The 15,317-nt window shown below is 60.9% G+C and carries 10 protein-coding genes; 2 read left to right on the top strand and 8 right to left on the bottom strand.

The window, feature by feature from the left end:
- Positions 1-124 precede the first annotated feature (124 nt).
- On the top strand, positions 125-3,856 hold the full coding sequence (locus HX793_RS17275; protein ID WP_177094297.1) for a dermonecrotic toxin domain-containing protein: 3,732 nt from the start codon (positions 125-127) through the stop codon (positions 3,854-3,856).
- Between the two features lie 105 nt (positions 3,857-3,961).
- Here the strand turns inward: HX793_RS17275 and HX793_RS17270 are convergent, their stop codons facing one another.
- The 3 genes from HX793_RS17270 to HX793_RS31600 form a co-directional block, all read right to left on the bottom strand.
- Positions 3,962-4,201, bottom strand: coding sequence for a DUF6124 family protein (locus HX793_RS17270; RefSeq protein ID WP_177052691.1), 240 nt, complete (start codon positions 4,199-4,201; stop codon positions 3,962-3,964).
- A gap of 330 nt (positions 4,202-4,531) precedes the next feature.
- Positions 4,532-4,951, bottom strand: coding sequence for a hypothetical protein (locus HX793_RS17265; protein WP_177094296.1), 420 nt, complete (start codon positions 4,949-4,951; stop codon positions 4,532-4,534).
- On the bottom strand, positions 4,929-5,354 hold the full coding sequence (locus tag HX793_RS31600) for a polymorphic toxin type 44 domain-containing protein (protein WP_308936657.1): 426 nt from the start codon (positions 5,352-5,354) through the stop codon (positions 4,929-4,931). Before HX793_RS31600 ends, HX793_RS17265 begins: the two co-directional genes overlap by 23 nt.
- A 218-nt stretch (positions 5,355-5,572) precedes the next feature.
- On the opposite strand from HX793_RS31600, the gene HX793_RS17255 reads away from it, so the two are divergent.
- Complete coding sequence (locus tag HX793_RS17255; protein WP_177094355.1) at positions 5,573-5,800, top strand: HigA family addiction module antitoxin; 228 nt, start codon at positions 5,573-5,575, stop codon at positions 5,798-5,800.
- A 120-nt stretch (positions 5,801-5,920) separates the two neighbouring features.
- Here HX793_RS17255 and HX793_RS17250 read toward each other — a convergent pair whose 3' ends face one another.
- From HX793_RS17250 to pilH, 5 genes are all read right to left on the bottom strand, one after another.
- Positions 5,921-6,376, bottom strand: a complete 456-nt coding sequence (locus tag HX793_RS17250) for a chemotaxis protein CheW (RefSeq protein ID WP_058426570.1) — start codon at positions 6,374-6,376, stop codon at positions 5,921-5,923.
- A complete protein-coding gene (locus HX793_RS17245) occupies positions 6,369-12,173 on the bottom strand; it encodes an Hpt domain-containing protein (RefSeq protein WP_177094294.1) in 5,805 nt (1,934 codons plus the stop codon). The genes HX793_RS17250 and HX793_RS17245 overlap by 8 nt, the downstream gene beginning before the upstream one ends.
- 184 nt (positions 12,174-12,357) lie before the next feature.
- A complete protein-coding gene (locus HX793_RS17240) occupies positions 12,358-14,409 on the bottom strand; it encodes a methyl-accepting chemotaxis protein (protein ID WP_177094292.1) in 2,052 nt (683 codons plus the stop codon).
- Complete coding sequence (locus HX793_RS17235; protein ID WP_033897068.1) at positions 14,406-14,930, bottom strand: chemotaxis protein CheW; 525 nt, start codon at positions 14,928-14,930, stop codon at positions 14,406-14,408. The genes HX793_RS17240 and HX793_RS17235 overlap by 4 nt, the downstream gene beginning before the upstream one ends.
- 12 nt (positions 14,931-14,942) lie before the next feature.
- Positions 14,943-15,308: a twitching motility response regulator PilH gene (pilH, locus tag HX793_RS17230; protein WP_016976047.1), complete on the bottom strand. Its 366-nt coding sequence runs from the start codon at positions 15,306-15,308 to the stop codon at positions 14,943-14,945.
- Positions 15,309-15,317 lie beyond the last annotated feature (9 nt).

Raw genomic sequence — 15,317 nt, 5'->3', positions numbered from 1 at the left:
TCAGAGTAACGATTATCAACTTCTTATGTTTCCGAAGGAACCGTACGCCTTTGAATGCTCACAGATCTGACGACTACAAGGAAAGTAGGCATAAAACTCACAACTGCCTTGCGAGATCCGCCTCATGACCCTCTCTGTTCAAACGGTGGCGCCCCGTCCCTCCGAAACGCTCCTCAAACCTTCACCCGCCAATACCCAATCGGCAGCCACTATCACTGCCCAACAGCAACCTGCACCACTTTCAACCATCTCTACCTATGCACCAGACGGTTTCCTCTTACCCACTTCACCCGGCATACAACCGGCCACGGCCGAGCGCAATGCGCTGGCGGAACACTTCAAGGTCAGCGATACAGAGATTCTCATCGGCCAACACGACAACCTGAGTGCCAAAATTCAACGCCTATACAGCCAACAACCCAGCTTTAAAGCCTTTGTGCAGGCGCAACTTGAAAAAGCCTTTCCGGGCGTGCGGCCGCTCAATGCCGAGACGATCGCCTATAATCGCTACACCAGCAGCGGCGATGTCGAAACACTGACCTCCTCCCAACCGTTAATGAGCGCCCTTTTCGACGAGATTAGAGCTGTCCTGGCCGACCCGGATAAGGTCATGCCAGACGAAAGCGGCGTGCGCAACGAGTTCATCACAAGGCAGGCACCCGAAGACAGCGCCGGGCCAGCGATCACGTCCGGCACGCTGCACTCCATCGCCCGAGACATTGCCACGCAATACCCCAAGACCCTCCAGACGTTCTGGGCCACGCCCCGTCCAAACGAAAAACAACCACGCATTGTGGAGCCGCCGCAAAACCAACTGTTAACCCTGCACAAGCAACAACTGTCGACCCTGGCAGCGTTACGCGTGAGTGACGGAACACTGAGCCCAACCAGCAAACAACTGATTGATACCGCACTGCAATTCCCTACGCTGGCCGAACGCGAGAGTGCCTTCGCCAACGGCGCCCGACCTGGCGTATACCCCATCACCGTCGATGACGGCACTGAGAAGGGTGCGCTGCTGGCTGGCGCCTTCCTCATCACCAAGACCGATAACTCTTGGACCACAATGCCTACATGGCCGAATGGTCGGGCGCTCCCGCTCAACGATGCCAATGGTCCGGTGGTGCTGTATACACCCAGTGAAGGGTTCGAGGAGTTCACAACCCCCGCCCAGGCACGCCAGGCATTGGCCGACCGCCTTGACCAAGGCGGTCCCCAAACCGACTTATTGTTGCAACAGCTGCCGTTGGCACTGCAAAACCGTGAAGAGCCGGGCGATGACTTGATGCGCAGCGCCGAACCCTTGACCGGGGACGTGTTGGCCGAGGGGGTACCCTGGATGCTCAAGCGTCAGCAAGAAGACATTCAAGCCCGAGCTATCCAGACATTCACCCCCCTCAGCCCCAACCCGCTGACAGACCCGACTTCATCGCAGGCTCTCGATGATTCCGCCGACTGGTCGTACCTACTCGACGGCAGCAACGCCATGTCAGCGCGCGACGACAAACTGGCAGATAAACTACAGCCCGAGTGGTTGAAAAAACTGAGCCCTACCCAAGTAGAGTTGTTCGACTACTTGGAAAATGCCGAGCAAAAAAGCACCCGTGTGCTGGCACCCTTGCTGGAAAAAATCCCCAATATTGGAGCCTTCTCCCGGGAGCAGATTGGTGCGGCCCTCCAAAGGCTATACCCGTCCGTGCAAGTGGATGCGGACAAGCTAATGGTCCAGGTGGAAACCAAGACCAGGTTTCACCTGGGTCGACCCAGCAGCAATGAAACGCCGTTTGTCAAAAGCCACACCGTGTCACTGACGGATCTGGCGCTAAAAAACCCGACCGAGTTCCCAGCAGCTGAAAGCACTCAGTTCACCCAAACCACCTTTAAGTTGCCGCTGTACGATACCCAAGGCAAACCTATTCTGGAGGCTGACGGCACGCAGGTCACCTGGGACACCGAGCAGCTTAAGACACTGGTCAATACCGCAGACGTGGGTGGCGAGTACACCAAACTGCTTAAGAAAGAGCTGGCAACGGATGCCGCGTCAGGGCCCGCAGGCGAGGTTCGCAAAGCCTGGAAAGCCAACCTGAGCGATAGCCTGGAAAAGGATGAGCTGCTCGCAGAACTCAACCCGGATGCCTATAAGGCAAACGCCAAACAGGACACCACCACCAAACGAGGCGCGCAATGGGTTGCCGCCGTCCTGGGCTATCCCGACGACGCTGACCGGCCTCAGGTCGATGGAAAAACCATCGTCGCCAATGCCCTTATCCAGCGCGGGCTGCCGGTACAGGGGGCAATGGTGATCGGCAATCAGACAGATAAGGCGATGGTGCTGTATACACCCGATGCGCCGGACGGCATATCGTTTCGCGAACTCGAAGACCAGGCTGCGCTGAATACCCTGTTGGACAAAAACGAATGGAGGATCTACACCGCAAACAGAAAGTCGCCGGTCAAAAAGGATGACGTTGACAAAGCCTATGCTGCGCTCAAGAGGGGCCCTCTGGACTACCTGATGAACCCCTTCAAAATCGTCGATACAACGGTCCAGACGCTCAAATTGCAGGGCTCGGCTTCGACACTCCAGCCCATTAAAGGCAATTTCCAGGATGAGCTGTACAAACAGCACGTACAACTGGTCATCGATAAAGCAGACCACCAATCGGTGAGCAGCGCGGAAGTCGCGATTCAATCGAAAATCAACAAGGCCCAGTTCGGGATTGAAGTGGGTATGGCACTGCTCGATGTGGTTCCAGTCATCGGCAAAGGCCTATCAGCGGGGGCCCGGCTGGCAAAGAACGGCCTCAGAGTCTTACGCGCCAATGGGAAAGTTCTGCCGCGGATGATCAAGAGCCCTCGCCTGGGACGTGCGGTGTATGCGGATATTCCGGCGACGGCGACACGCCTCCCGAATGTTCGTACTGCGCCATTGCGCCCGGTCCTCAATAATACGCCACCGCCCCAGCCTAGGCTCCCCCCCGTGGTTAACACGCCACCCTCTGCGGGAACCGCTACACCCCGCGACCTGAGCGCTTTCACCGTGCCGGATGACGTGATCAAGGGCGTTCCCATGAGCGCAAGTGGTACTTATAACGTCGGCGAAAATTTCTACGTGCGTTACACCGACGGAACCGGGGTCAACAAGGTGTACCTGATCGATTCGGGCTTTCATGCACGCACCGGAACGGTCTCCATTCTGGACCCCAATGAACCCTTGACGAGGTCAACGTTCTTCCGGCGACGGGAGAACCTAGTGCGTGCCAGCAATGGTGAATGGCGATCAAGCAGGTTACCGGCAGGGGCCCCGTCCCCAGGGGAAGCAGCGAGGGCTCCCAAACGTCCTCTTGGGCCAAACCCTCATAGTTCGGGTAATACGCTGAACAGCCAACCCCTCACCAAACGCCCCAGAGTGCCCGAAGCCTTCCCCGGTGAAAAAGCGCAGCTGGAGCCGCCCGTCAAAGGCAAAACCGTTTTCTACAAATATGTAGCGAAAGACCGCCATGCCAAGTTCAACGCTGACCGCTTTTTCAGCCCTTCAGATACCAACTTGAAGGGCGACCCCCTTCCCCGAGGAAAAGGCCGACACTACTTTACGGACTTGGCGCCAGACGATATGCCCAGCAAGCAGCTCTCCGAGACCATCTTCGGGCGGCGTAAATATGGCAATTGGGAGGACAAAATGACGTATCACTACGAAGTGAACACATCAGGGCTGAACCTCGTCCAAAGCCCAGACAACCCTCATATCTTTTACTTGGAAACACCGTTTTCCATTCCAACAACCTATCGAAGCGGGCCAAACGCTGACTTGACCAATCGCATTATTTCCCATGGGAGAACACCGTTGACAACCTGATCCAGCATTGCAGGCAGACAGTCAAGCCTGCTCCCGACGGCACTTCGCAGGCGCAAAGAGTCCCAAAAAGGGAGCGATAGGTCCCTTTTTGGGAACGATCAAGTTTTAAGCGACTGGCGGTGGGGAAATCTGTTCAAGTGCCCGATCTACCAATAGCTGCCCCAGCTCCGCCATTTGCTGGATACCGAGCATGATTGCGCGCTGGGAGGTGTCCAGGTCGAAGGCGAGATTGCAGGTGAGTGCGTTGAGGGAAGACAGGGTTTCGCTGGCGTTGACCAGCAGGGTTTCGGTGTTTTGGTGCGGGTTTACGGTGAAGAGCGGCGGATTGGGGGTAGGTTTGACCATGATTTACAGCTCCGATATGTGATGGAGACTGCCCTCTTCCGCTTGCACGCGAATAAAGGTGGCAGCTGTGCGCAGGTGTGCAAGACCGGGCATATCGGACCCCGGCAGACCCCGAAGGGTCTCCCACGCACAGCCGCCATAACAAATACAGCAGGCATAAAAAACGCCCGTTGGATGGCTATGGGCGTTGGTGCGCCGATATGTAACCGGACTTGCACGTCCGTGTCACCGTTTTTTGCGATGACGAGACGAAGACTAGGCGCGCTGGCTGCTCGCGACAAGTTCATGCACAGCCCAAAATCTTGCAGGAAAAATCCGAAGCCAGCCGGTCTACAACTTCATGTCTACTCTCACAGCCCCCAAACCTTCGAGCGGGTAACTACGGTATTCATAAACCTCCCCACGAACAGTAAGGCGGATGAGGCCAGCCTGTCGGGTGACTTGAACATCCGGCTCTTTAGTTTTCAGAAAGGGATGTGCCGACACCAGTGTCGTGAGTATTTCCCGATCATTCCCCAGATCCTTGTGGACGTAGTACAGGTAGGAAAAGCCTACCGTAGCGCCACCCTGATTGTTTCGCGCACCGTAAATGGAGCTCCCGTTATTCAGGGAATACTTGAGCACAACCTCATCCAATTCCGGTGGACCTGGGCTCATCAACCAACCAACACCCAAGTACCCGAGACACACCACCAGCAGCCCATTGAACAAGCCCTGGACCGGCCACTTAATACCCTTGAGCTCTGGCATATTCGATACCCTCCTTGATCCAATGCTGGTCACTGTGATCATCACCATACGGCGCATCGCCCCACCAGTCTCCGAACTCCGCCCGAGAAGTCCCTGCTGCCTTTTGCGCCGCACCAGCCGCTCTCAACAGCACACTCTCCGGAATACCCAGCACAATGCCGGTAACGCCGTAGTTGAAGTTACCGAACGCCTCGTACTCACGGCTTTTCTGTTTGTAATCCCAAGGGCCACGCCCCGAACCTGTGAGTAAAACCACGAATAGGCAAAGGCCGAACCAGGCTTCAAATGCATCCTGCGGTTGTTGGCCAAGGCGATATTGTCTTGCAGCGAAACGCCCGAGGGTATGGGAGGGACGGCCATTTGCGAATCCTTGCTGATGGGGTTGAGCGATAAAAACTAGCACTCAAAAATCAGTAAAAATACGAAGGTGAGACTTACAGAAATTTCAGACACGCTATCAGTCCGAGCCCTACCTACGGTTGTCGTCCCGACAAGCAACAAGGAATGTTCTAACAGCGTTTTCAGGTTGTTGCTCGGAACCCGTTTCTCTAGCATTTTTTTTCCGAACCCCGCCACGGGCGAACGTCATGAGTCCAAACACTAAGCCTGATATGACCCACCCTGGACATCACCATCACCGAAATGGCCCGGCGCCTGGGATTCGCCCGTGAGACGTTTTCGAGGATTTTGCATGGGCGTGCGCCTGTCAGTCCCGACTTGGCGGTGCGGCTTGAGCGGGCAGGTGTGAGCACTGGGCAGTTATGGCTGTCGATGCAAAGCGCCTATGACTTGTGCCAGGCCGAGCATCGGGAGCAGCCGGTGATTGAGCGGTTTGCGCGGATTGATTGAGCCTGTTCCTGTAGGAGCGAGCTTGCTCGCGAAGAACCGTCAGGCACCGCTGGTTAAAAGGAGCGCTGCGTTATCGTTGGCGTTTTTCGCGAGCAAGCTCGCTCCTACAGTGGGTCACTGTCAGGCCAGGCCGGACTCTACCAGCAGTGCCTCCAGCCCAAGCAAATCCGGCACCTTCGCCACATGCTCGCCCACCTGCACCGCCGCCAGCTCCAGCGGGCACAGCGGCACATCCACATAACTCAGCTCACTGTCGAGCTTGTACGACCGGGGAATCCCCTGGATCACCAACGCAATAAACTTCAACGTCGGCCGCCCGCCCAACGCATTCAACACCACGATCCGCGAGCGTTCGCCGGTCACGCTGGCTTCACCGCACACCGCTTCAAAGCTGATCAACGGGATTTGCCGGTCGCGCCAGGTCACTTGCCGCAAATACCACGGCGGCGCATCGCTGGCCGGTTCGCCGCGCTGGAAGTCGATCAGCTCGGCGATGGCGACGTTGGGCAGCACCAGATGGCGGTCGGCCAGGGGCAGCAGCAGGCCAGTGAGTTGGCTGGTGCGGTGGTCAAGCATGGGACTTGCTCCAGTAGGCGATGCTTTCGAGCAGCACCGATTCCTGGTACGGCTTGCCGAGGTAGTCATTCACGCCGATGGCCATGGCGCGATCGCGGTGTTTCTGGCCGGTGCGCGAGGTGATCATGATGATCGGCAGGCGCATCAGCCGGGGGTCGTTGCGCACTTGGGTGGCGACTTCGAAGCCGTCCATGCGCGGCATTTCGATGTCGAGCAGCATCAGGTCCGGGCTGTGCTCTTCCAGCACGGCGAGGGCGTCGATGCCGTCTTTGGCGGTGAGCACGTTCATGCCGTTGCGTTCCAGCAGGCGGCTGGTGACTTTGCGCACGGTGACCGAGTCGTCCACCACCAGCACCAGCAACGGACGCTTTTTCAGCGGGTCGTTGAGGATCAGCGGCGCATCCACTGACTGCGCCGGCAAGGCCGCTGGGCGGGCGCGGATATGCGCCAGCAGGTCGATGATCAACACCACGCGGCCGTCGCCCAGAATGGTCGCGCCGGACAAGCCCTGCACGCCGGCAAACTGCGGGCCCAGGCCCTTGACCACGATTTCTCGTGTGCCGGCCATGGCGTCCACATGGATCGCCACGCGCCGCTCATTGCACTGCACCAGCAGCACCGGCACTGGTTGATATTGGCCCAACAGTTTCGGGCGGCTGACGGTGTGCAGCAGGTCGCCCAGGTAAAACAGCTCGTAACGCTGGCCGGCGTATTCATAACGCGGTGGATCTTGCTGGTAGTGCCCGGCCAGCTCATGGGGCAACACACGCACCAGGCCTTCGATGGTGTTGAGCGGGATCGCATATTGGTCGTCCGCACATTGCACCATCAGCGCGCGGTTGACCGACACGGTGAACGGCAGGCGAATACGGAAGTGCACGCCCATACCCGGCGTCGAGTCGATGAACATCGAACCGCCCAACTGACGCACTTCTTCATGCACCACATCCATGCCCACACCACGCCCGGAAATCTGCGTGATCTTTTCCGCCGTGGAGAAGCCCGGTTGCAGGATGAACTGCAACACGTCGCGGTCGCTGATCTCCTGATTGGGATCGAGCAAACCGCGCTTGATTGCCTTGCGTCGCACCGCCTCCAGCGGCACCCCGGCGCCGTCGTCACGCATGTCGAAGACGATGTCGCCACCTTCGTGGGTCAGGTCCAGGGTGATGCGGCCTTTCTCCGGCTTACCGGCCAGCAGCCGTGCATCGCGGGACTCCAGCCCATGGTCGACGGCGTTGCGCAGCATGTGCTCCAGCGGCGCGGCCATGCGTTCCAGTACGTTGCGGTCCATCTCGCCCTCGGCATTGCCGACAATGAACTCCACATCCTTGCCCAACTCCCCCGCCACCTGACGCACGATGCGCTTGAGGCGCGGCAGCATGCGTTCGAACGGCACCATGCGCGTGCGCATCAGGCCTTCCTGCAACTCGGTGTTGATGCGTGCCTGTTGCTGCAACAGGTCGTGGGCGTCTTCGTTGCGACGTTCTAGGGTGTCCTTGAGGTCGAGCAGGTCAGAGGCAGATTCGGACAACGCGCGAGACAGTTGCTGCAACTGCGAATGGCGGTCCATTTCCAGCGGGTCGAAGTCTTCATAGCCCAGGCGCTCGGCCTCGGCCTGCTGGCGGCTGAGGATGCGGCCCTGGGTTTCAGTGTCGAGGCGACGCAGTTGGTCGCGCATGCGCTCAATCGTAGTTTCCACCTCGGTCAGGGCGATGCGTGCGTCGTTGACTTGTTGTTCGATGCGGCCCCGGAAGATCGAGGTTTCACCGGCCAGGTTGACCAGGTCGTCGAGCAGCTCGGCAGAGATCTTCACCATATCGGCCATCGGATCGACGACGGCCTCCGCCTTGCCCGCCGGCAACGCCAATGGCGTCACGGGCTCGTCGCTCGGGTGCACCAGGCTTTTGATGCGCTCGATGAGCTTGTCCACCGAGCCGACCGGCAAACCGTCTGCCACCGCATCGATCATCTGCGCCAGGCGGTCGTGGCAGCCTTGCAGCAACGCGAACAATTCCGGGGATGGCGCGAGCAAACCGGCGGACAGGCCTTCGTAGAGAAATTCCAGTTCATGGGCCAGGTCGCCGATGGGCGCGATCTCGACCATGCGCGCGCCGCCCTTGAGGGTGTGCAGGTCGCGCAGCAGGGTCTCCACTTCCTGGCGATTGCCGGGCTCGGCCTGCCAGCGCGACAGCGCAGCACTGGAGCTGTCGAGGATGTCGGCCGCTTCTTCGAGGAAGATATCCAGCAGCTCAGGGTCGGCGCCAGACGCGGGCGGCGCGGCGACCGGTGCCGCTGGCGCGCTGCCTTGGCGCAATGCGCGCACCCTGGCGATCAGCTCGGCGCTGTCGCTCAAAGGTTGGTGATGGTGCAGTTCTTCAAGCTGCAAGGCGAGGCGTTCATGACTGGCCATCAATACTTGGGACAGTTCGGCAGAGTAACTGTAGCGCCGGTCCACCAGCCCTTCGTACAGGCATTCCAACTCGTGGGCCAGGTCGCCAATCGGCTCGATTTCCGCCATGCGCGCACCGCCTTTGAGGGTGTGCAGATCGCGTTGCAATGACGACAACGGCGCGGCGTTGTCGGGCTCCAGCAACCAGCGCTTGAGCGACTGCCCGGCACTGTCGAGGATGTCCACGGCTTCTTCGAGGAAGATCTCGACGATCTCGTCGTCCATCGTCGTTTGCTGATCCAACTGCTGTGTGGCGGCGCCCAGTTCGGCAATGCTCAGCGCACGGCTGCCGTCGCTTTTGATCAGGCCGGTGGCGGACGGGTCGAGGGCTTCATCCAATAACTCGCGCAGGGCTTGGACACGGGCCGGCGCGGGGCTGATTTCCTGGCCGGCGGCCAGTTGGTCGAGCATGCTGATCAGCGCTTCATGGGCCTGTTCGGCCTCATGGAAAAACCGCTCGCTGACCGCCAGGCTGCTTTCCTCCACGGCGCCGTACAGGTCGAGCAAGGCTTCGCAGAGTGCGTCGATGGCATGCAGGTCTGCGACGTGCGCGCCCTCCCCCAGCGTGGTCAATTCATCCAGCAGCGCAGTGAGTTCCTGGCGTTCACCGGGGTGTTGCTGCCAGCGACGCAGCAGGCTTTCGGCGTCGAGCAGGATGTCCATGCCCTGGGCCAGGAAGTTGGCGATCAACTGTGGGTCGCGCTTGAAGCGCACGTCGAGCAGCGCTTCAAGCTGGTGATCCAGCAGGCTTTGGGTGCGGTTGATCAGCTCCTCTGCACCGTTGATCGGCGCCAAGGGGTCGCTGTCTAGATCGCGTAAACCCTGCTGGAACAGACCTTCGGCTTCCAGCAGCAACTCCACTTCGTCCAGGTCCAGCGGCAGGCGGTGGGCCTTGTACTCACGGGTCAGGTGGTCGAGAGGTCGTGCCAGCTCGGCAATCGGCAACACGCCGGCCATATAGGCGCTGCCCTTGAGGGTGTGCAGGGCGCGTTGCAGTTCATCGCTGACTTGCAGCGGTACATGCTCGGCAGCCCGTTGCAGGAAGTGGTTGAGGCTGTCCAGATGGCTTTGGGCTTCGTTGCGGAAAATCTCCAGCAGCATCGGATCATGAGGCTCGGCGGACAGCGCGGGTGTACCGCTGGCCAAGGCGTGCGCGCGGGCAGCCAGGGCGTCGACTTCATCGCGTTGACGCTGGTCGTCGATGGCAAAGTCCGCGATCAACTCCGGCAGCAAGGCCACCGCTTCGTCCAGCACCTGCTGCACGTCGGGGCTGAGGGTCACGCTGCGCTCCAGCACACGGTTCAGCAGGTTTTCCACCGCCCAGGCCAACTCGGCCAAGACCAGGGCGCGCACCATGCGACCGCTGCCTTTGAGGGTGTGGAAGGCGCGGCGCATTTCGGCCTGGGCGGTTTTGTCCGCGCTGTTGGGCAGGTTACGGTGCAGCACCTCGAGGACTTCGTCAGTCTCTTCAAGGAAGACTTCGCGCAGTTCATCGTCGATGGGTTCTTCGTCAGCCGGCGGCGGCAACAGACTGCCGGGCCGCTGCTGGGCCGGCGGGTTCAGGCGCGACGTTGGGCTGGCGAGTGCATCGAACTGGGATTGGCTCGGCGTAACCTCGGCCGAGAGCGCGCCATCCGGTGCAATCAAGGCCTGGCGCCAGGGTTTTTCGGCGGGCAGGTAACCCAGTGCGGCCAAGCCTTGGGTGGCCAGTTCCAGTACTCGCTCGCCCGCAGCGTCCGGGTCTTGGAGCATGCGTTCCAGGTAGTACTCCAGGCTGCTGATCACGTCGGCGAAATGCGCCAGTTCCATCTCGGAGGGCGGTGCATCGTTGCCCATCAACTGCTCGTCGACGTAATCGGTGCAACCACGCATCAGGCTTGCCGCGCGAGGCAACGGGATCATCGCCAGGGCGCCGCGCACCTGGCTCAGCAGCTCCGGCAGGGACTCCAGGCGTTGGCGGTCCCAATCAGCTTCTATGCAATCGATCACCAGTTCCTTGGCTTGCTTGAGGCACTGGCAGGATTCGCGGATCACCAACTGGTGGATCTGGGTCAGGTCGGTGGTGGGCAAGCGGCTTTCTTCGCGGCTTTCCGGCTCGACGGTGCCGACCATGCCCGCCAACGTGGCTTCGACGTAGAGCAAGGCGCCGGCGACGTCCATCAACACAGCGTCATTGGGTTCGCGTTGGCCTTGGGCCAGGCTCAGCACCACGGCGAGTTGGTCGATGATGACTTTGCGCGACTGGCCGAAGCCCAGCACCGCCAGGGTGTCGGCGATTTGCCGCAACGGCGCCAGCAATGCATCAAGGTCGCTGGTGTGTTGGCGGTCGCTGCGTACGAACAAGTCGAGGCGTTCTTTGACCCGTACCAATTCCTCACACAAAGCGCCCAGCACCGAGCCCATGGCGTTGCGGTCCGGCCCGGCCAGGCGTGCGCGCTCGGCATCCACCACGGCGCTGTCAGGCAAGGCTTCATCCAGGCCGTAGCGTTCTTTCAGGCTTTGCATGCGCGGCGTCGGACGGGTGACCTTGGCCACATAGAACAGCAGGCTCTTGAGCAATTCATCCGGCGCCGGCTGGTTGATCCCGCCGATGCCCTGGGCCAGCAGGCGTTTGAGTTGTTTGTCACTGGCCTTGAGCAGGCTGCGCAACGCCGGGCTGTTGGCGATCACGCCGGTGAGCATGCCTTCGACCAACGCCGAGGTGACCTGCCACAGCGGCAACAGCGGCGCGCCTTGGCACAAAGCTTCGAGGCGTGCGAACACCCGCGCCATGTCTTCCAGGTTGCTGGGGCCATGATCTTCACGCAGCAGCCCGGCCAGCGCCTGCTGCAAAAGCTGGTGCCACTGGCGCAGTTGCTCTTTCAGGTCGGGCACCGCGCGCTGGGCCAGGGCCTCGTCGGGCAGTGGCGCGATGGTCAGCAGTTGCGGGCTGAACAGGCTGGTTTCCGACAGCAGGCTTTCGCCGTGCGCGCTGCGCAGGTCATTGAGCAGTGGCAACACCACCAGTGGCAGGTCGCGGCGGGCGCTGTGCACGCGGTCCAGGTACAACGGCAATTGAGTAAGGGCCTGTTGCAGCAGACGGATGCTTTCGTCGCGCTGGCTGACGCTCCCGGCTTGCAGGGCCAGCGCCAGTGCTTCGATTTCCTCGGCCAGCAGCGCCGCGCCGTAGAACTCGACCATCTGCAACGCGCCATGCACTTGATGGACGCACGCCAGGCACTCGCTGATCGCATCGCCGTCTGAGGTTTCGACGTACGCGTCCAGCGCCGAGCGAGCCTGTTTCAGGGTTTCGGCAATGTCGCCCTTGACCCATTCGAGGGCCACGTAGTCGTGCCGATCAACCATAACTGCTCCGCTTAGAATTCGTGGGTTGCTGATGTTGCCAAGATCTCCCGACTGGTGGAGATCAAATGTGGGAGCTGGCTTGCCTGCGATAGCGGTGGGTCAGCAACACATCTGTATCTGACAGACCGCTATCGCAGGCAAGCCAGCTCCCACAGTTGGACTGTGGTGTTCTTCAGATAGCATTTCAATCATTGACCTGCTTGGGCGGTGGCAAGGTGAAGCCCGACACCGACCGCCGCAACTGGCTGGCCATTTTCGCCAGGTTGCCGATGCTTTCGGCGGTGGCCGTGGAGCCCGACGAGGTCTGGGTGGTGATCTGCTGGATCACGTTCATGGTCAGGGAGATCTGCCCGGCCGATGAGGTCTGTTGCTGCGCCGCGTTGGAGATGCTCTGGATCAGCGCCGCCAGGGTCTTGGATACACCTTCGATCTCTTCCAGCGCCACCCCGGCGTCCTGGGCCAGCCGCGCGCCGCGCACCACTTCGGTGGTGGTCTGTTCCATGGAAATAACCGCTTCATTGGTGTCGGCCTGGATCGCCCGCACCAACGTTTCAATCTGCCGGGTCGCCGCCGATGAACGCTCGGCCAGGCGCTGCACTTCATCGGCAACCACGGCAAACCCACGCCCGGCATCGCCGGCCATGCTTGCCTGGATAGCAGCGTTGAGGGCGAGGATGTTGGTCTGGTCGGCAATGTCGTCGATCAGGCTGACGATGTCGCCAATTTCCTGGGACGACTCGCCCAGGCGCTTGATGCGCTTGGCGGTGTCCTGAATCTGCTCGCGAATGTTGTCCATGCCGTGGATGGTGTTGTGCACCACCTCGTTGCCCTTGTTGGCGATTTCCACCGAGCGCTCTGCCACCGCCGAGGATTCGGCAGCGTTGGCCGAGACCTGGTCGATGGACTGGGCCATCTGGTTGATCGCGGTGGACGCCTCGGCGATCTGCTGGGCCTGGTGCTCCGAGGCCTGGGCCAGGTGCATGGCGGTGGCCTGCGTGTCCTGCACCGCACCGGCGACTTGTCCGGCGGTAAGGTTGATGGTGGCGACCAGGTCGCGCAGCTGGTCGACGGAATAGTTGATGGAGTCAGCGATGGTGCCGGTGAAGTCTTCAGTCACCGAGGCAGTCACGGTGAGGTCGCCGTCGGCCAGGTCTTCGATTTCATCCAGCAGGCGCATGATCGCGCTCTGGTTGCGTTCGTTTTTCTCAGCGGTTTCGTGCAGCTGGCGGTTGGTCTCGCGCACCATCACCAGGCCGATCAGGATGATCGAGGCTAGCGCCAGCAGGCCCAGCACGTAACCGCCGATGGTGTCGAAGCTGCGCCCACTGGCGAGGTTCTCGAACCCGGTGGCCAGGTGCGAGGCTTCATCGAGCAGGGTTTGCGACAGGTTGAAGATATTGCTCGCCGAGGCCCGCACCTGGAACAACTGTGGCGAGGTCTCGAGGATTTCATCCACGGAGCCGGAAACGAATTCGAACAGTTCGGCGATTTCCGCCAAACGCGCGCGGGCGTCGCGGTCTTCGACCTGGGTGATGCGCAGGCCGGGGTTGCCCTGGAGCATGCCGTTAAGCACCTGGCCGAAGCGGTTGGCGTCACGGCCAAAGGCGTCGGCGGCTTGCACGGCGGTTTCGTCGCCGGCCAACACGGTGTTCACCGCGCCAAGGATACGTTCGGCCAGCAGTGATTGGCGCTGGGCCAACGCCACCTGGCTGGCCGGAGCGCCGCGTTGCAGGAGGATATCAACGACCTTTTCCGACTCCATCTGCAGTTGCGGCACGGTTTCAGCGAGGGTCGCGGCCACCTGATGCAACGACAGCACGGTCTGCTCGCTGGCGAGGATCGCGTCGGTGTTTTTCAGCAGTGCTTCCCAGTCGGTCTGCACCGCGCGCATTTCGGCACGCACCGCGCTTGGCGCGGCGGGCAGGCCAGTTTGCGGGTCACCTTTTTTCAGGAAGCCCCAGCGCTGGGCGAAGTCGTTGCGCGCATCGCCCAACAGCTTGAACGCCGCAGCCTTGCCGGCGGCGGCTTCGGTGGCGTTCTTGGCGATGCGCTGGGACAGCACGCGCAACTCACCGGCGTGGCCGATGTACTGTTTGTCGTAGGTGGACTGGGTGTTGAGGTACGCGAAGTTGGCGAACAGCAACATGATGAACACGATCAGTGCAATAAACAGCACGATGATCTGCGAGCGGCTGCGTGAGCCAGCCTGGGGTTTGAGTGCGGTAGCGGTGGTCATGCGGCAACATCCATGAAGCCAGGGGCCTGGGCCAGAGCGAAGGGGCTGAACACCTGCCACGACGGGTCGCCGTCGAACCGGCCTTGAATAAACGCTGCGTCGGGCGCGGTGTTCGCCCGCCAGGCGTCTTGTGCGAAATGCTGCATCCCCACCACCTCGTCGACCAGCAGCCCGACAAACACGTCGTTGAACTCCACTACCAGGACGCGCCGTTGCTTGCGCGCCTTGGACAACTCGAGGCCGAGGAACCCACCCAAGTCCATCACCGGCAACAGGCGCCCACGCAGGTTGGCCACGCCCTTGACCCAAGCCTTGACCCCGGGCATCAGCGTGCAACGCGGTTCATGCAGGACTTCGGCGACTTCGCCCATGGGCGCCACATACCAGTGCTGGCCCAGGCGAAAGCCGATCCCGCTCCAGCGTTGCAGGCGGGTTTCCTGGGACGGCAGGTCAGCGGCCAGCAGGCGGCAGCGGCGGTCGATGTCCAGCAGCAGCTCGAAGGCGGTTTGCGACTCGGTCATGATGGCGAACCGTCAGCCGGCCAGCACCTTGTTCAGGGTGGCGATCAGGGTTTCTTCATCCACCGGCTTGGTCAGGTAATCCTTGGCGCCCTGGCGCGCGCCCCAGATCTTGTCGGTTTCCTGGTCCTTGGTGGTGATGATGATGATCGGGATGCCGTTGGTTTCCGGCTCCTTGGACAGCTGGCGGGTGGCCTGGAAGCCGTTGAGGCCCGGCATCACGATGTCCATCAGCACCGCATCGGGCAGTTCCTGACGAGCCAGGGCCACGCCATCCGCGCCGTTTTCGGCCTTGAGGACCTGGTGGCCATGCTTTTCCAGCATGCCGGTCAATTTGTACATTTCGGTCGGCGAATCGTCGACGATCAGAACACGTGCCATGGTTTTCCC

Origin of the sequence: Pseudomonas reactans (genome assembly GCF_013387025.1) — a bacterium.
Taxonomy (GTDB): Bacteria; Pseudomonadota; Gammaproteobacteria; order Pseudomonadales; family Pseudomonadaceae; genus Aquipseudomonas; species Aquipseudomonas reactans.
This window is presented reverse-complemented; position numbering and strand designations above follow the sequence as displayed.